A 15,659-nucleotide genomic window follows, 5' to 3' on the forward strand; every position below is an offset into this window, starting at 1 on the left:
GACCGAGGAGGAACCCACGGTGGCGAACGAACTACAGGGCCGGACCGTCGCGATCCTGGCCGCGGACGGCGTGGAGAAGGTCGAGCTGGTCCAGCCCCGCGAGGAGCTGCGGAAGGCCGGCGCCCGGGTCGAGGTGGTCTCGCTGTCCACGGACCCGATCCAGTCGATGTCGGCCGACATCAACCCGGACGAGAAGCTCGACGTCGACCGGGCCGTCGCGGACGTGTCCGCCGACGACTACGACGCGCTGGTACTGCCCGGCGGCACCGTGAACCCGGACAACCTGCGCGCCGACGCCACCGCGGTGGCGTTCGTGAAGGCCTTCTTCACGGCGGGCAAGCCGGTCGGCGCGATCTGCCACGGCCCGTGGACGCTGGTCGAGGCCGACGTGGTGAAGGGCCGCACCCTCACGTCGTTCCCGAGCATCCGGACCGACCTGCGCAACGCGGGCGCGACCGTCGTCGACGAGCAGGTCGTCAACGACAGGGGCCTGGTCACCAGCCGCAACCCCGACGACCTCGACGCGTTCTGCGCGAAGCTGATCGAGGAGTTCGCCGAGGGGAAGCACCCGGTGCACCCGGAGGGTGCGACCGCCTGACCCGCCCGCACGACGCCGACGGGCCCGGCACCCCGAGCGGGTGCCGGGCCCGTCCGCGTCCGGGTCAGCCCTCGACGGGGCCGGCCATCTGTGCGGCGTCCTCCGGGTGGTCGCGGCACCGGTCGGTGTCGGGGCGCGCCTCCAGCCGCTCGTCGTCGATCTGCTCGCCGCACACGTCGCAGCGTCCGTACTCGCCCTTGTCCAGACGGGTCAGCGCCGCCCGGACCCGCGCGGTGCGGGCCCGGCGGGTGTTCTCGTCGAGGTCGTGGGCCATGGTCTCGTAGGCCCGCGAGCCCTCGTCGCCGAAGTCGAGACCCTCGCCGACGCGGTCGTCACCCGGCGCCGGCCGCTCGGTCACCGCCGAGCTGTCCTCCAGCTGGTCCAGCTCCTCGGTCAGCAGGGTGCGTGCCCGCTGCGCGTCCATCGGGTCTCCTCTCGTGCCGCGCGACCGGACGGCCGCACGGGGACCGGACTACCCCACCGGCGGGCGCGCACACGCACGCCGTTTCGCCCCGGGCGACGCGGGTAGGCGCGGCGTGGCCGACGGGTGCGGCCGTGGTCCCCTTCGGCCGCACCCGCCGGCGCACCGTCCCGGCCCGTCGGCGGGCTCGTCCCGTCGCCGGTCACGGACCGATCGAGAGGGAGCCCCGTGTCCGACAGCCCGCCCGCCCAGCAGCAGAGCCCGCCCGGCGACACCGGCGCGATGGACCCCGGTCCCCGCGACGAGATGCGCGGTTACCAGGGCCGCGACCTGCTCGCCGGCACCGTCGCCCTGGTCACCGGTGGTGACTCCGGCATCGGGCGCGCGGTGTGCGTCGCGTTCGCCAAGGAGGGCGCCGACGTCGCCCTGGCCTACCTGGAGGAGCACGACGACGCCGAGCACACCGCCGGGCTCGTCCGCGCCGAAGGGAGGCGCTGCCTGACCCTTCCCGGTGACCTCGGGGACGCCGCGCACTGCGCCGACATCGTGCGGCGCACCGTCGAGGAGCTGGGCGCGCTCGACACCGTCGTGAACAACATCGCCACCCAGGAACCGGTCGACGCGCTCACCGACATCGAGGACGACGCCTGGCTGCGGACCTTCGAGGTCAACATCCACAGCTACTTCCGGGTCACGAAGGCGGCCCTGGAGCACCTGCCCGACGGCGGCGCGATCGTGAACACCGGATCGATCAACGGCCTGCGCGGGAACAAGAGCCTCATCGACTACTCGGCCACCAAGGGCGCGGTCCAGTCGCTGACCTACTCGCTCGCGCAGTCGCTGACCCCCCGCGGCATCCGGGTCAACTGCGTCGCCCCGGGTCCGGTGTGGACGCCGTTGATCCCGGCGACGATGCCGCCCGACAAGGTCGACGGGTTCGGCGAGCAGACCCCGATGGGGCGTCCCGCGTCCGCGGACGAGATCGCGCCGTCCTTCGTGTTCTTCGCGGCGCCGCGGCTGTCGTCGTACTACACCGGCGAGGTGCTCGCACCGGTCGGCGGGGAGACCCTGCCGGGCTGAGCGTCCGGGCCCCGCCGCGCCGGCGGCACGGCGGGGCTCCTCAGTCGTCGGCCAGCCGCTCGCGCAGCCGCGCCAGGGTCCGTGACAGCAGCCGCGAGACGTGCATCTGCGAGATGCCCAGCTCGGTGGCGATCTGGGACTGGGTCCGGTCGCCGTAGAAGCGCAGGACCAGCATTCGACGCTCCCGTTCGGGCAGCTCGTTGAGCGCCGCACGCATCCCGGGGCCGTGCGCCGCGAGGTCCAGGGCCGGGTCGTCGGAGCCCATCCGCTCGGCGAGCGACAGGCCCTCACCGGAACCGTCGTCGCCGACCGGCGCGTCCAGGGACTTGGCGTGGTGCGACTCCAGCGCGCCGAGCGCATCGACGACCTCGCCGACCGGCACGCCGACCTCGGCCGCGATCTCCGACGGGCGGGGCGGGCGACCGAGCCGCTGCCCCATCTCGTCGGCGACCCGGCCGACGGTGACGGCGAGCTCCTTCAGGTCACGCGGGACCCGCACCGCCCAGGAGTAGTCCCGCAGGTGGCGCTTCATCTCGCCGCGGATGCTCGGGACCAGGTAGCCGAGCGGGCCGCCGGTCGCCGACGACGGATCGTAGCGGTCGACCGCCTTGACCAGGCCGAGCATCCCGGCCTGCTCGATGTCCTCGACACCCCGGCCGGGGGCGGCGAAGCGCCGGGACAGGTTGCGCACGAGTGGACGGAACTCGCGGATCACGTACTCGCGCAATGCATCGCGGCCCGGCGTGCCCGGCGGGGTCCCGGCCAGCTGGTCGAGATCGGGGATCAGGTCGTCGTAGCCCCGTCGGCCGTCGCGGGAGGTCGTCGCGGGCCGGGTGGGTAGAGTGGGACTCTGCATGGTCCCTCGCAATCGCCGATGGCAGGTGCGGGGTCCGCTGCACGGTTGAACGGATCTCGTGTGGACCGGTGGACGGGCGGAACCGCGTCGGCGGTGTCCTGCGTGCCCGGTGCCGGGAGCCCGACCGTAACCCCGGTCCGGGCGGTCCACAACCCCGGGCGGGGGGACCGCGGTGCGGTTCAGGTCCGGTGTGCGACCGTGTGCGACCACCCGCCGGAGGCGTTCCGACCCGTCTCGGAGCGGACGCGTCCGGCGGCTGCCGGTGGGGCCGCGACACCGGCCCCGGCAGGTCCGCTCAGGCGTCGGTCTCGACGACGGTGGCGCCCTCGGCGGCGCGCTGGACCGCCTCGCAGCCCTTGTGGGCGGCCGACTTGCTCTCGTAGGCCTCGCCGACGGCGACGACCTGCCCGTTGCTCGCCTTCAGCCGGAACCGGAACTTCCCGCCCCGGTCCTCGTACACCTCGAACTTGCCTGCCACAGGGGCCTCCTCGGCTTGATCGACCACCGCTGGTTGGTGTGGATGGCCGCGCACGTCAGCCCAGATGGCGTTGCGACGGGCAACGGAGTGTGCCCCTCGTCGGGGCGGGCCGGGCAACCCTCCCGGCGCGTGAGGGTAGAGTCCGGTCCTCCGGCAGTCCGGCCGGTGTACGTGCCGGGCCGTCCCGGCGGGAAGGGGAGGGTGCCGTGGGTCAGGACGACCGTCCCGCCGACCCCGATCGGGTACCGGTCACCCGGGTCGAGGTGCTGGACTTCGTGGGTGAGCTGTTCGGCCACGGTCCGGTGCCCCGTGCGGCGCTGCTGGCCGCGGCCCGCGCCGAGGACGCCAGGGCCCGCCTGCACGAGGTGCTCGACGCCGCCCTGCCGGACCGCCCGCTGACCGGGCTGGACGACCTGTGGCGCCACGTCGACGTGCCCGAGGACCTCGGCGCGGTGCGCGGACTGCCGTCGCCGCGCTAGTCGTCCGCGTCGCCGGTCCGCGGCTCGGACAGCGCCCGCAGCTCGCGGGAGAGCAGCTCCAGCCCGTGGATCCGGGCGTGCAGCGCCTCGATCCGCGACTCGGCGGCGGTGCGGTAGAGCGCCAGCCGGTCCCGGGCGTCGTCGCCGACCGGGCGGCCCGCGTCGAGGTCGGCGCGGGCACCGTCGATCACCGCCATCAGCGCGCGGATCTGGTCCAGGCCGAGGTCGAGCGGCTTGAGCGTCTTGACGAACCGCAGGCGCTCGACGTCGTCCTCGGTGTAGAGACGGAAGCCGCCGGTGCTGCGGGCCGACGGCGTGACCAGCCCCAGCTCGTCCCAGTGCCGGATGGTGCGCAGCGACAGCCCGACACGCGTGGCCACCTCACCGATCTGCTGCACCACACCACCTCCCCTCGACCGTGCGGCCCCGACCGTACCGCCGGGGCGGGGCCGGTCTCAGCGGGCTCTCAGCGGGGCGGGCCTTCTCAGGGGCGCCACAGCGAACCGTCCCTAGCGTCGTCGACATGCCGACTGCACTGGTCACCGGAGCGAGCCGCGGGCTCGGCGCCGTCTACGCCCACGAGCTCGCCGAGCGCGGATGGTCCGTCGTCCTCGTGGCGCGCGACGCCGCCCGCCTCGCCGACGTCGCCGAGCGGATCGGCCGCGCCACCGGCGCCATCGTCGAGATCCTGCCCGCCGACCTCACCGACCCGGCCGGGCTGGCCGCCGTCGAGCGCCGGATCACCGACCGGGACCTGCCGATCGAGCTGCTGGTCAACAACGCGGGCGTCGAGACCGACGCGGTCTTCGCCGAGGCGCCGGTCGAGGCGCTGACCGGCGAGATCGACCTCAACGTGACGGCCCTGATGCGCCTCACCCGCGCCGCGGTCCCGGCGATGACCGCCCGCGGCCGCGGCGGCGTGCTCAACATCGCGAGCTTCGCCGGGTACCTGGCCTCGGGCGGCAACGCCTACGGCGCGTCGAAGTCCTGGGTGCTGGCGTTCAGCGACACCGTCGCGGCGTCGCTGCACGGCACCGGCGTCACCGTCACCGCGGTCGCCGCGGGCCGGATCCGGACCGACGACGACCCGCAGGGCCCGCTGTGGCTCGACCCCCGCGATGTCGTGCGCCGCTCGCTCGACGACCTCGCCCGCGGCCGCACGCTGTCCGCGCCGGGCTGGGTGTACCGGGCGCTGGTCGGCTACCTGGAGGCACCGCGCACCGCGCTGCGGCTGGCCGCACGGGTGACGGGCCGGGGCCGGGAGCGCTGCGAGCGCCTGGAGCGGGGGAGCGGGCACACCCGGCCGTCGCCGGTCCCGACGCCGTTCCGTGACGCGCCCGCCCCGGCCCGGCAGCCGGCTGTCACGGTGCACGAGGTGGGCCCGGCGACGCCGGTGCCGCCGGTCCTGCCCGAGGAGCCGGCGCGGCCCGCGCACGTCGCCGCCGCGACCTTCCCGGCGCCGCGCGTGTCGGGTACCGGCCCGCTGCCCGTCGTGACCCGTCCGGCCGGGACCGGGACCGGGACCGGGGCCGCCCCGGTCCGCCCGGCCGCCGCGCGGGCGGCCGCCTCCGCGACGGCCCGCGCCGCCGTCCGCAGGTTGCCCGCCGCCCCGCGTCCGGTGCAGCCGGCCCGCGACGCCGCGACCGTCCGGCTCGCCGCGGGTTGAGGACCGCGCCACGCTCGCCGGTCCCGCGGCCACCCTGCGGGCCCACGACGACGGCGCCGCCCGCCCGGGAGGTCATCGGCGGAAACGGACAGATGTGACGAGGCTCGCGTACCCCCCACTGTCGGAACCCTGGGCCATGCCCTAGCGTTCTGCACAGTCGAAGGGGAGTACTCCCGAACACGGCGTCGCCGTCATCACGGCACCGGCCCGAGCCGGTCCCGGTTGCGCCGGTCCACCGCGGTCACCGCGGCGGGCGGAGGAGACCTTCAGCGCCCCTACCTGCGCTGGAGGACCCCGCCGTGAACGTTCCCCTCTGGGTGTGGCTGGCCACGCTCGCCGTCGTCGCCGGCATGCTCGTGTTCGACTTCGTCGGGCACGCCCGTGACCCGCACGAGCCCACGCTGCGCGAGTCGGCGATCTGGTCGGCCGGCTACATCGCGATCGCCCTGCTGTTCGGCGTCGGCGTCGGCGTCTTCTCGGGCTGGCAGTACGGCGGCGAGTACATGGCCGGCTGGCTGACGGAGAAGGCCCTGTCGGTCGACAACCTGTTCGTCTTCCTGCTGATCATGACCAGCTTCGCGGTGCCGAAGGTGCACCAGCAGAAGGTGCTGCTGATCGGCATCGCGATCGCGATCGTCATGCGCGGTGCGTTCATCGCGGTCGGCGCGGTGATCATCGAGCAGTTCGTCGCGGTTTTCTACCTGTTCGCGGTCATCCTGTTCTGGCTCGCCTGGTCCCAGATCCGCGAGGCGATGTCCTCCGACGACCACGAGCAGGCCGACGCCGGTGACTCGAAGCTGATCCGCCTGGTCCGCAAGGTGCTGCCCACCTCCACCGAGTACGACGGCGCGAAGCTCGTCACCCGCGTCGACGGCAAGCGGCTCCTCACCCCGATGGCGCTGGTCATCGTCGCCATCGGGCTGACCGACCTGCTGTTCGCGTTCGACTCGATCCCGGCGATCTTCGGCCTCACCCAGGAGCCGTTCCTGGTGTTCACCGCGAACGCCTTCGCCCTGCTCGGCCTGCGCCAGCTGTACTTCCTCATCGGCGGCCTGCTGGAGCGCCTGATCTACCTGGCGCACGGCCTCGCGGTGATCCTGGCGTTCATCGGCGTGAAGCTCACCCTGCACGCACTGCACGAGAACAACGTGCCGTTCATCAACGACGGGCAGCCGGTGCCGGTGCCCGAGGTGCCGATCTGGCTGTCGCTGCTGGTCATCACCGGGACGATCGCCGTCGCCGCCGTCGCGAGCCTGGTCGTCTCCCGGCGCCGCGCCGCGGCCGCCCCGGCAGCCCCGGAGGTCGCCGGACCCGACACCGACGGCGCGGACGACGCGACCGTGGACGCGGATCAGATCCCCAGCACCACCCGGGCGACCGAGAAGTAGATCAGCAGCCCGGTCGCGTCGACGAGCGTCGTGACCAGGGGAGCGGACACCACCGCCGGGTCGATCCCGACCCGGCGGGCCAGCAACGGCATCGTCGCGCCCACCGTCGCCGCCCAGCCGCAGATCGCCACCAGAGTCACCGCCACCACGACGGCGACCTGGACCCCGACCAGCAGCGACGCGACGGCCAGCCCCAGCGCACCGAGCAGGGTGCCCAGCAGCAGCCCGACCCGCAGCTCCCGCCACACCACGGCGGGCAGGTCGGCCAGGCGCACCTCCCCGACGGCGATCGCCCGGACCGCAGCCGACGCCGACTGGGCACCCGCGTTGCCGCCGGTGCCCACGAGCAGCGGGATGAACAGCGCCAGCGCGGTGACCTGCTCGAGTGCGTCCTCGAAGATCTGCAGCACGTTGACCGTCAGCACCGCGGCGAGCAGCAGCACCGCCAGCCACACCGCGCGGGTGCGCGCCAGCTTCGTGACCCGCACGTACATGTAGTGGCCCGACCACGGCGCCGCACCGGACTGGCGGGCGACGTCCTCGGTGTCGGCGCGCTCCAGGATCTCGACGGCGTCGTCGATCGTCAGCAGACCCAGCAGCCGGTCCTCCGAGTCGACGACCAGCAGGTCGAGCAGGTTCGCCTCACCCATCAGGCGTGCGGCGTCCTCGGCGGCGTCGGTGGCCCGCACCCGCGGCGCCCCGTCGTCGACGAGGTCGGCGACGGCGACGTCCGGCCGGGCCAGCACCAGGTCGCGCAGCGAGACGGTGCCGGTCACCCGGCGCCCGGCGTCGGTGACGGCGAGGGTGTACACCGTCTCGGCCTGCGCGCCCTTGCGCCGCACGACGGCCAGCGCCTCGGTCACGCTGCTGTGCAGCGGCACGGCGACGGTCTCCGGCGTCATCACCCGCCCGACCGAGCCGTCGGGGTAGCCGAGCAGCGCCGCGGTCATCGACCGTTCCCCGGCCGACAGCCCGGCCAGCACCCGGTTGGCGACCTTGGCCGGCGCCTCGCCGAGCATCCGGGCGCGGTCGTCGGGGTCCATGTCCTCGACCAGGGCGGTCACCGCGTCGCCGCGCAGCCCCGCCAACAGCTCCTGCTGGTCGACCGGGTCGAGCTCCTCGAACACGTCGAGCGCGCGGTCCTTGCCGAGCAGCCGGAACACCCAGCCCGCGTCGACCGGTTCCATCCGGGCCAGCGCGTCGGCGATCTCGTGGGCGGGCCGTCCGTCGAGCCGGTCGAGGACTCCGGCGGGGTCGTGGCGTTCGACGAGATCGGTCCAGCGTTCCATGCGGACGATCCTGCCGCCGGGTCCTGCCGCGTGCAGCGGCGGGACTATGTCCGTTTCGGTAGGATCGGTGACGTCTACCGCACATCCCGGATGACTGCCCCCGGGAGCGGGAACCCGGTCGGTGGCACCGAGGAGGTCACGATGTCCGTCACACCCCCGCCCCTGCCGCCCCCGTCGCCCGGCGGCGGGACCGGCGACCCCGACCCGCGCCCGGTGGCGCGCCCCCTGGACCGCGACGAGGAGCTCCGGCTCTCCGGCCTCGAACAGGAGCTGCGCCGCTCCGACCCGGACCTGGACACCGAGCTGACCGCACCGCACCGGCCCGCGCGCGCCGCGGGTGGCCGCGCGGACCGGATCCTGCAGGCCGTCGCGATCACCGTGATCGTGCTGGTGATCGTGCCGGGCGACTGGGTCGCCGGGCTGCTGTCGTTCGGGCTGCTGCTCGGGATCCCGGCCGCGATGGCCTGGATCGCCGTCCGTGCACACCGCGAGAACGTCGCCCGGGAGCAGGCCGAGGGCCGCGACGACGAGCGCGCCTGACCCGCACCCGGTGCCGCGGCGCCGGTCACGGGAGCGCGGTCAGGTCGTGGACGGGGCCGCCGTCGCCGCCTCGGTCGGGTCGGTCGTCGAGCGGACGGCCGGCAGCCCGAGGTGCTCACGCAACGTCGTCCCGGTGTACTCGGTGCGGAACGACCCGCGCTCCTGCAGCAGCGGCACGACCCGGTCGGCGAACTCGTCGAGCCCGCCCGGGGTGACGTGCGGGACCAGCACGTAGCCGTCCGCGGCGTCGGACTGCACGGCGTCGTCGATCGCGTCGGCGACCGTCCGCGGGCTCCCGACGAAGGTGTGCCGCCCGGTCACTTCGATCACCGTCTCGCGCAGGGACAGGTTCTTCTCCGCGGCGAGGGCACGCCACTGGTCGGCGACGGCCTTCGGGTCCCGGTACTGGCGCACGCTGGCGCGGCCCTTCGAGACGAGCTCGCCCTCGACCGGGTCGAACTCCGGGAGCGGGCCGTCCGGGTCGCGCCCGGACAGGTCGGTGTTCCACAGCTGCTCGGCGAACACGATCGCGGTCTGCGGGCTGACCTGCTGGGAGCGGATCACCTCGGCGCGCTCGGCGGCCTCCGCGTCGGTGTCGCCCAGCACGTACGTCGCGGCGGGGAGGATCTTCAGGTCGTCCCACGCCCGGCCGTAGCGGGCGAGGCGGCCCTTCACGTCGGCGAGGAACGCGCGTCCGGCCTCCGGCTCGGCGTGCCGGGAGAAGATCGCGTCGGCCGACGCGGCGGCGAACTCGCGACCCTCCTCGGAGTCACCCGCCTGCAGGATCACCGGGCGGCCCTGCGGGCTGCGCGGCAGCGAGAACCGGCCGTGCACGTCGAACTGGTCTGAGGTGTAGGCGAACTCCCCGCGGTCGTCGGGACCGGTGCGCGAGTCCCAGATCGCGGCGGTCGCGGCCAGCTGCTCCTTGGCCCGGGAGTAGCGCTTCTCCTTCGGCAGGAAGCCGCCGCGGCGGAAGTTCTCGCCGGTGAACGCGTCCCACGAGGTCACCACGTTCCAGGCGGCCCGGCCGCCGGACAGGTGGTCCAGCGACGCGAACTGGCGGGCGACGTCGTAGGGCTCGGTGAAGGTCGAGTTGATCGTCCCGGCCAGGCCGAGCCGGTCGGTGACCGCGGCCAGCGCGGACAGGACCGTGAACGTGTCCGGGCGGCCCATCACGTCGAGGTCGTAGATCTCGCCGCGGTGCTCGCGCAGGCGCAGGCCCTCGGCGAGGAACAGGAAGTCGAACCTCGCCCGTTCGGCCGTTCGCGCGAAGTGCGCGAACGACTCGAACTCGATGTGGCTGCCGGACGCCGGGTCGCCCCACACGGTGGTGTTGTTGACGCCCGGGAAGTGTGCGGCCAGGTGGATCTGCTTGCGCGCCATGAACGGCCTCCCGAGGGGTTCAGCGGTCTCCTACCGGTGCAACACCGTGCGGCCGGTCGTGTTCCCGCCCGGCGTGGTCGCGGACGACGGAGGCCCCGACCCCGCGGGTCATCGCTTGCCGGCGCTCCAGGCGTAGGGCAGGTCGGTGCCGTTGAGGACGTGGTCCCCGACCGTCTGCAGCTTGTAGATCAGCGGGTTGTGCGTGGAGATCACCCGGGCGTTGCGCCAGTGCCGGTCCAGGCGCAGCTTCTCCGAGGTGATCGACGCGCCGCCGACCTCGAACAGCTGGGTGGTGGCGTCGAGCACGGCCGGGATGACGGCGGCCTGGGCGTGGGCGACGTCGAGCTCCACGCGGTCGAGCAGATCGGGGTCCTCCCCGCCCGCGTCGAGCAGCCGGTCGAGCTGGTCGGCGATGGTCAGCACCAGGGCCCGCGACGACCACGCCGCGGCGGACAGCCGCCCGACGACCTGCTGGACCAGGGGGTCGTGGCGGGGCAGGTCGGCCGCGGCGTGGGTGAAGGTGCGGGTGCGCTCCCGCACCCAGCCGGCGACGTCGTCGGTGGCGCGACGCGCGATGCCGGCGAGCACGGCGAGCTGGACGAGCTGCAGGTAGGACGTGCCCCAGGACCGGCCGGCGGAGCCGTAGCCCGGACCGAGGACCCGGTCGGCGGACACGGCGACGTCGGTGAACACGGTGGTACCGCTGGCGGTGAGGCGCTGGCCGAAGCCGTCCCAGTCGTCGTGCTGGACGACGCCCTCGGCGTCGCCGTCGACGAGCACCGAGACCCGCTCGCCGTCGAGGTCGGCGGCGACGAGGATGCGGTCGGAGTAGAGGCTGCCGGTCGAGTAGTACTTCGTGCCGTTCAGACGGTAGCCGCCGTCGCCGTCCGGGGTCAGCGCGGTCCGGTAGCGGTCGATCGCGCCGACGCCGGGCTCGGTGATGGCGTTGCCGACGAGCTCACCCCCGGCGACGGCGGCCAGCCGGGCGTCGCGGTCCGGGCCCGGGGTGGCGAGCAGCAGGTCGTCGACGTACCACCAGTGCACACGCAGCGCCTGGGGCAGGTTCGACTCGGCGGCGGCCAGGTCGACGAGCAGCCGGAACTGCTGGCGGACGGTGGCGCCGTAGCCGCCGAGGGCGACGGGCAGCCGCAGCGCACCGAAGCGTTCGGCGCGCAGGGCGGCGACCTCGTCGTGGGCGAGGGTGCGGCCCTGCTCGCGGGTCACCGCGCCCTCGGCGATCCGGGCGAAGACCGGTGCGAAGACGGCGTCGAGCTGCTCGTCGGTCCAGGCGGTCCGGCCCACGACGCCGTCGGTGCCGGCGGGGGCGGGGGAGGTGGTGGTCATGAACGGTCCTTCCGGAGAGGGGCGCGCGGCGGTGGGCGACGACGGCGGGGACGCCGGGCGGGGCCACGGCGGGGTGCGCGGGCCCGACGGGCGCGCGGAGCGGGACGGGTGCCGCCCGGGGACGACTCGGGAGGTCGCCTCGGGACGACGGCTCAGGGTCGACAGAGTGCCGACGCCACGCGCGCGAGGTCGACATGCCCCCGCGTGGTCAGCAGCACCGATCCGGTCACGGTCGCCACGCTAGCCGCCACCCCGGGTGCCGCCCAAGCCTCCGGCGACCCGGATCACTCGCATCCTGCCTGGTGGGAGCCGTGATCGCGGCCGTCCGGACAGGTGTCCCGAGGTGTGAGAGATCTACTGTGGACAGGTCGTGGTCGATGGGTGGGACGTCGTGCCGATCCTGCGGGCGCCGCCCGGGTCAGACGGTGAGCGCCAGCCCCCGGGCGCGCAGCACCCGTCGCTCCAGCGGGCGGAACACCAGCAGCTCGATCCCGATGCCGACGATGAGGATCAGCAGGATCGCGGCGAACACCTGCACGATGTCGTTCACGTCGGCACCGTTCTTCAGGTAGGCGCCCAGTCCGACCCCGAGCGCGGGTCCGGCCGCGATGATCTCCGCCGCCATGAGCGACCGCCAGGAGAACGCCCAGCCCTGCTTGCAGCCGGCGAGGTAGCCGGGCAGCGCCGCGGGGAGCAGGACGTGGCGGGCCATCCGGTACCCCGTCGCGCCCAGGACCTGGCCGGCCCGGGGCAGGATCGGCGGCACCTGGTCGATGCCCGCGACCAGGCCGTTCGCGATCGAGGGGACCGAGCCGAGCAGCACCACGAAGAAGATCGTGGCGTTGGTCAGCCCGAACCACAGCACCGCGGCCGGCACCCAGGCCACCGAGGGCAGCGACTGCAGACCGGTGAGCAGCGGGCCGATCGCCGCACGCACCACCGGCACCTTCGCGACCACCACACCGAGCGGGGTGGCGATCACCAGGGCGAGCAGGAAGCCGAGGGCGGCCCGGCTGACCGAGGTCCACAGGATCGACCAGATCTCGCCGCTGGCGACGGTCTCGCCGAACGCCTCGGCCACGGCGCCGGGGGCCGGCAGCTTGTACTCGGGCGTGACCGCCGAGGCCCAGACGAGCTGCCAGACCACGACGATCAGGGCGAGTGCGACGAGCGGCGGCAGCCAGGTCCGCAGCAGCCGCTGCCACCACGGGGTGGTGCGCTCGACCGGCGTGTCGAGGGCGTCGAGCCCGGCGACCGCGGCGGCGGAGTCCCGGTCGTTCTCGACGACCGTGATCGAGGTGTCCTCACGCGGCATGGCTGGTGATCACCTGCCGCAGTCGTCCGGTGATGTCGTCGTGCAGCTCGGCCTGGGCCTCGGCGTCGTGGCCGTCGGCGGGCACCGTCCACTCCCGCACCACGGTGCCGGGCCGCGAGGACAGCAGCACCACCCGCTCGGCGAGCCGGACCGCCTCGCGGACGTCGTGGGTGACGAACACGATCGTGGTGCCGGTGGCCCGCCAGACGCGCAGGAGCTCGCCCTGCAGGACGTCGCGGGTGATCGCGTCGAGCGCCGCGAACGGCTCGTCCATCAGCAGCAGCCCGCCGGTGGCCTGGTCCTCGCCGAGACCGGTCGCGGCGGCGAGTGCCCGGGCCAGTGACACGCGCTGGCGCATGCCGCCGGACAGCTCGTGCGGACGCTTGCCGCCCATGCCCTCCAGGCGCACCAGCGACAGCAGCTCCTCGGCACGTTCCTGCCGGGCCGACCGGCCGTGCCCGGCGAGCTTGAGCGGCAGCTCGACGTTGCGCAGCGCGGTCAGCCACGGCATGAGCGCGGCCTCCTGGAACATGAACGACGGCCGGGCGGACCCCACTGTGACCTCGCCCGCCGTCGGGGCGTCGAGCCCGGCGAGCAGGTTCAGCAGCGTCGACTTGCCGCAGCCGGACGCGCCGAGCACGCAGACGAACTCGCCGGCGCCGACCTGCAGGTCGATCCCGTTGAGCGCGGTCACCGCCCCCGGCCCGGTGCCGAAGGTCTTGGCGACCCCGGACAGCGCCACCGCGGTGTCGCGGGTCGGGGGACGTCGGGTGGTGAGGTCGACGGTCATCGGTGGGTTCCCCTCGTGGGTGGTGGTGTCAGTTCCGGGAGGCGAGGCCGGCCGTGTCCACGGCGGCCTCCCCGGAGCTCGTCCGGACCGCGTCGACCGCGGTCGGGTCGAGGAAGCCGGTCAGGTCCGCCTCGCTCTTCGCGATGCCCGCCGTGACCGAGTCCTTCGCCAGCTGCGGGAAGGTCGAGGCGAGCGGGTCGGAGTCGAAGGACAGCTCGGTGAACGCGCGGTCGAGGATGTCGGCCGCCAGCGGCTTGCCGGTGATCTCGCCGATCGCCTCGTTGGAGACGGTCTTCGCCTGCGCCGGGTCGTCACGGATGAGGGCGATGGCCTTCTGTTCGCCGCGCAGGATCGCCTCGACGGTCTCGGGGTGCTGCTGCAGGAACTCGGTCCGGACGATGACGACGGTCGTCGGGAACTTCCCGCCGGGCCACAGGGACTTCTCGTCGACCAGGACCTTCGCCCCGGCGTCGACCAGGCGCGAGCTCCACGGCTCGGGCAGCCAGCCGCCGGCCACCTTGCCCTGCTTGAACAGATCGAGGGTCTGCGGGTTCTCGATGTTCTGCACGGTCACCGCGTCCGGGCCCTGCCCGATCGGGAGCGTGTTCTCCGACAGCCAGGTCTTCAGCGCGATGTCCTGGGTGTTGCCCAGCTGGGGCGTCGCGATGATCGTGCCCTTGAGCTGCTCGGGCGAGGTGATGTCGGGCCGGGTGACCAGCTGGGCGCCGGCCGAGGTGGAGCCCGCGACGAGGCGCACGGCCTCGCCGCCCGACTTGGTGAACGCGTTGATCGCCGGGCCGGAGCCGATGAACGCGACGTCGATCGAGCCGCCGAGCAGGGCGTTGACCTGGTCCGGACCCGCGTTGAACGTCTGGGTGGTGAGCGTCGTGCTCCCCAGCTCGGCGGCGAACAGGCCCTGCTTCACACCGACCAGGGCGGGGGCATGGGTGATGTTCGGGAAGTAGCCGAGGCGGACCTCGGTCGCGGGGGAGGTGGCGCCCGCGGCGGTGGTGCTCTCGTCGGCGCGCGAGCAGCCGGCCAGCAGCCCGAGCGCGGTGAGGAGCGCGAGCAGGACGGCGGCGGTGCGCGCCCGGGATCCGGGGCGCAGGACGTGCGGGGACATCGCGGAACGGGGTCCTTCCGTGGGGGCGGGCGGTCGGGGACGACCGCGGCGCGCCGGGGCCGGCCGGCCCTGGGAGGGGCGTGCCGGGGTTCGGGACGGGTGGCGGGCCGGAGTGGTGTCCGGCGGGCGGTTCCCGGTCCGGCGGGTGCGTCGCACGCCGGGGGCGTGGCGTGACGGCCTGCGGGACGGGGACCGGTCAGCGACAGAGTTCGCTGTAGGCGGGGGCGCGCCGGCTCGGCCAGAACGGCTCGAGGCCGGTCGGGCGCAGGGGCACCGCGTGCCACGCGGTGCGCGTCTGCCGCTGGGGGACGGGGGCCGTCGCGTCCCCCACGAGCCGTGCGGTGCGCGAGGGCCGCCGCTGGCTCGTCGTCACCCGTCCAGGGTGCGCGGTGGTCACCTCTCCGGACAACCCGGAGTCCACCAACCAGGAACGGTCGTGGGCTGTCCGGACACCTTTCGCGGCATCCGGGTGGTGATTCCGCAGGTCGGGAGGTCTGCTGCGGTGCGGGTCACTCGATCGCGATGCGGGTTGACACCGTCGGGCACCGGATACCTACAGTCGGGACGCACACCATCCGGAGCGGCCGAGAGACCCGGCTCGACGACGCCGCAGCAACCCCCCGCAGCACGCGGGTGCGGGTGCTCCAGCCGGGTCCGATGGAGGATCCCATGCGCACGGTCGCCGAGCAGGTGCGCGCCGCGCACCATCCCCGGTACCGCCGCCACGTCGACCTGATGCGGGTCGCGGGCGCCACCTGTCGGGTCTGACCGGCGTCCTGCCGGGCGCCCCCGCCCACCCGACCCGCCCCGGCCGTCCACGACGGCCCCCGTCCCGGCCGCCGCGTTCCGCGCCGCCCCGACGTCCTCTTCGTCCCGTCGTGCCCCCCGGGCGACGAGAAAGCGATGCCG

The 15,659-nt window shown here is 74.2% G+C and carries 18 protein-coding genes; 7 read left to right on the forward strand and 11 right to left on the reverse strand.

Annotated features, from left to right (window positions below; genetic code table 11):
- Positions 1-19: 19 nt before the first annotated feature.
- On the forward strand, positions 20-598 hold the full coding sequence (locus AC0GKK_RS23760; protein ID WP_346106007.1) for a type 1 glutamine amidotransferase domain-containing protein: 579 nt from the start codon (positions 20-22) through the stop codon (positions 596-598).
- Positions 599-662: 64 nt separating this feature from the next.
- Here AC0GKK_RS23760 and AC0GKK_RS23765 read toward each other — a convergent pair whose 3' ends face one another.
- Complete coding sequence (locus AC0GKK_RS23765) at positions 663-1,022, reverse strand: TraR/DksA family transcriptional regulator (protein ID WP_208824327.1); 360 nt, start codon at positions 1,020-1,022, stop codon at positions 663-665.
- A 279-nt stretch (positions 1,023-1,301) separates the two neighbouring features.
- Here AC0GKK_RS23765 and AC0GKK_RS23770 point away from each other — a divergent pair, with 279 nt between their 5' ends.
- The gene (locus AC0GKK_RS23770) at positions 1,302-2,099 is read left to right on the forward strand and encodes an SDR family oxidoreductase (RefSeq protein ID WP_073574461.1); all 798 of its coding nucleotides are present in this window, start codon (positions 1,302-1,304) and stop codon (positions 2,097-2,099) included.
- A gap of 40 nt (positions 2,100-2,139) precedes the next feature.
- On the opposite strand, the gene AC0GKK_RS23775 is transcribed toward AC0GKK_RS23770, so the two are convergent.
- Together AC0GKK_RS23775 and AC0GKK_RS23780 are read right to left on the reverse strand one after the other, a co-directional pair.
- Positions 2,140-2,955, reverse strand: a complete 816-nt coding sequence (locus AC0GKK_RS23775) for a sigma-70 family RNA polymerase sigma factor (protein ID WP_489882564.1) — start codon at positions 2,953-2,955, stop codon at positions 2,140-2,142.
- Between the two features lie 295 nt (positions 2,956-3,250).
- Positions 3,251-3,433 (reverse strand): YegP family protein, encoded by a 183-nt coding sequence (locus tag AC0GKK_RS23780; RefSeq protein WP_178374004.1) that lies wholly within the window; start codon positions 3,431-3,433, stop codon positions 3,251-3,253.
- Positions 3,434-3,639: 206 nt separating this feature from the next.
- On the opposite strand from AC0GKK_RS23780, the gene AC0GKK_RS23785 reads away from it, so the two are divergent.
- The gene (locus tag AC0GKK_RS23785; RefSeq protein WP_226357961.1) at positions 3,640-3,912 is read left to right on the forward strand and encodes a hypothetical protein; all 273 of its coding nucleotides are present in this window, start codon (positions 3,640-3,642) and stop codon (positions 3,910-3,912) included.
- On the opposite strand, the gene AC0GKK_RS23790 is transcribed toward AC0GKK_RS23785, so the two are convergent.
- Positions 3,909-4,313, reverse strand: coding sequence for a MerR family transcriptional regulator (locus AC0GKK_RS23790; protein ID WP_226366344.1), 405 nt, complete (start codon positions 4,311-4,313; stop codon positions 3,909-3,911). The genes AC0GKK_RS23785 and AC0GKK_RS23790 overlap by 4 nt on opposite strands.
- Positions 4,314-4,435: 122 nt before the next feature.
- Between AC0GKK_RS23790 and AC0GKK_RS23795 the strand changes: the two genes are divergently transcribed.
- A complete protein-coding gene (locus AC0GKK_RS23795; protein ID WP_489882565.1) occupies positions 4,436-5,578 on the forward strand; it encodes an SDR family NAD(P)-dependent oxidoreductase in 1,143 nt (380 codons plus the stop codon).
- A gap of 299 nt (positions 5,579-5,877) precedes the next feature.
- Positions 5,878-6,966 carry a TerC family protein gene (locus AC0GKK_RS23800; protein ID WP_489882566.1) on the forward strand — a complete coding sequence of 363 codons (1,089 nt, stop codon included), beginning with the start codon at positions 5,878-5,880 and terminating at the stop codon, positions 6,964-6,966.
- Here AC0GKK_RS23800 and mgtE read toward each other — a convergent pair.
- Positions 6,930-8,255 carry a magnesium transporter gene (gene mgtE / locus AC0GKK_RS23805; RefSeq protein ID WP_489882567.1) on the reverse strand — a complete coding sequence of 442 codons (1,326 nt, stop codon included), beginning with the start codon at positions 8,253-8,255 and terminating at the stop codon, positions 6,930-6,932. The two genes, AC0GKK_RS23800 and mgtE, sit on opposite strands and share 37 nt — an antisense overlap.
- Positions 8,256-8,396: 141 nt before the next feature.
- On the opposite strand from mgtE, the gene AC0GKK_RS23810 reads away from it, so the two are divergent.
- Positions 8,397-8,795, forward strand: coding sequence for a DUF3040 domain-containing protein (locus tag AC0GKK_RS23810; protein ID WP_168172112.1), 399 nt, complete (start codon positions 8,397-8,399; stop codon positions 8,793-8,795).
- A 39-nt stretch (positions 8,796-8,834) separates the two neighbouring features.
- On the opposite strand, the gene AC0GKK_RS23815 is transcribed toward AC0GKK_RS23810, so the two are convergent.
- The 6 genes from AC0GKK_RS23815 to AC0GKK_RS23840 form a co-directional block, all read right to left on the reverse strand.
- The gene (locus tag AC0GKK_RS23815) at positions 8,835-10,178 is read right to left on the reverse strand and encodes an NtaA/DmoA family FMN-dependent monooxygenase (RefSeq protein ID WP_405416213.1); all 1,344 of its coding nucleotides are present in this window, start codon (positions 10,176-10,178) and stop codon (positions 8,835-8,837) included.
- A gap of 108 nt (positions 10,179-10,286) precedes the next feature.
- Positions 10,287-11,522: an acyl-CoA dehydrogenase family protein gene (locus AC0GKK_RS23820; protein WP_405416216.1), complete on the reverse strand. Its 1,236-nt coding sequence runs from the start codon at positions 11,520-11,522 to the stop codon at positions 10,287-10,289.
- 152 nt (positions 11,523-11,674) lie between these two features.
- A complete protein-coding gene (locus AC0GKK_RS23825; RefSeq protein WP_376772675.1) occupies positions 11,675-11,773 on the reverse strand; it encodes a putative leader peptide in 99 nt (32 codons plus the stop codon).
- A gap of 167 nt (positions 11,774-11,940) precedes the next feature.
- Positions 11,941-12,837: an ABC transporter permease gene (locus tag AC0GKK_RS23830; RefSeq protein WP_357439653.1), complete on the reverse strand. Its 897-nt coding sequence runs from the start codon at positions 12,835-12,837 to the stop codon at positions 11,941-11,943.
- A complete protein-coding gene (locus AC0GKK_RS23835) occupies positions 12,827-13,627 on the reverse strand; it encodes an ABC transporter ATP-binding protein (protein WP_489882568.1) in 801 nt (266 codons plus the stop codon). The genes AC0GKK_RS23830 and AC0GKK_RS23835 overlap by 11 nt, the downstream gene beginning before the upstream one ends.
- A 28-nt stretch (positions 13,628-13,655) precedes the next feature.
- The gene (locus AC0GKK_RS23840; protein ID WP_489882569.1) at positions 13,656-14,750 is read right to left on the reverse strand and encodes an ABC transporter substrate-binding protein; all 1,095 of its coding nucleotides are present in this window, start codon (positions 14,748-14,750) and stop codon (positions 13,656-13,658) included.
- Between the two features lie 669 nt (positions 14,751-15,419).
- Between AC0GKK_RS23840 and AC0GKK_RS23845 the strand changes: the two genes are divergently transcribed.
- On the forward strand, positions 15,420-15,518 hold the full coding sequence (locus tag AC0GKK_RS23845; RefSeq protein ID WP_350667701.1) for a putative leader peptide: 99 nt from the start codon (positions 15,420-15,422) through the stop codon (positions 15,516-15,518).
- Positions 15,519-15,659 lie beyond the last annotated feature (141 nt).

Source organism: Pseudonocardia sp. P-1 (assembly GCF_058111925.1).

Excerpts from the sequence above, each read along its gene's own strand:
- AC0GKK_RS23845 (WP_350667701.1), top strand. The coding sequence starts at position 15,420 with ATGCGCACGGTCGCCGAGCAGGTGCGCGCCGCGCACCATCCCCGGTAC.
- AC0GKK_RS23810 (WP_168172112.1), top strand. The coding sequence starts at position 8,397 with ATGTCCGTCACACCCCCGCCCCTGCCGCCCCCGTCGCCCGGCGGCGGG.
- AC0GKK_RS23840 (WP_489882569.1), bottom strand. The coding sequence starts at position 14,750 with ATGTCCCCGCACGTCCTGCGCCCCGGATCCCGGGCGCGCACCGCCGCC.
- AC0GKK_RS23835 (WP_489882568.1), bottom strand. The coding sequence starts at position 13,627 with ATGACCGTCGACCTCACCACCCGACGTCCCCCGACCCGCGACACCGCG.
- AC0GKK_RS23820 (WP_405416216.1), bottom strand. The coding sequence starts at position 11,522 with ATGACCACCACCTCCCCCGCCCCCGCCGGCACCGACGGCGTCGTGGGC.
- AC0GKK_RS23815 (WP_405416213.1), bottom strand. The coding sequence starts at position 10,178 with ATGGCGCGCAAGCAGATCCACCTGGCCGCACACTTCCCGGGCGTCAAC.
- AC0GKK_RS23795 (WP_489882565.1), top strand. The coding sequence starts at position 4,436 with ATGCCGACTGCACTGGTCACCGGAGCGAGCCGCGGGCTCGGCGCCGTC.
- AC0GKK_RS23765 (WP_208824327.1), bottom strand. The coding sequence starts at position 1,022 with ATGGACGCGCAGCGGGCACGCACCCTGCTGACCGAGGAGCTGGACCAG.
- AC0GKK_RS23775 (WP_489882564.1), bottom strand. The coding sequence starts at position 2,955 with ATGCAGAGTCCCACTCTACCCACCCGGCCCGCGACGACCTCCCGCGAC.
- mgtE (WP_489882567.1), bottom strand. The coding sequence starts at position 8,255 with ATGGAACGCTGGACCGATCTCGTCGAACGCCACGACCCCGCCGGAGTC.
- AC0GKK_RS23830 (WP_357439653.1), bottom strand. The coding sequence starts at position 12,837 with ATGCCGCGTGAGGACACCTCGATCACGGTCGTCGAGAACGACCGGGAC.
- AC0GKK_RS23770 (WP_073574461.1), top strand. The coding sequence starts at position 1,302 with ATGGACCCCGGTCCCCGCGACGAGATGCGCGGTTACCAGGGCCGCGAC.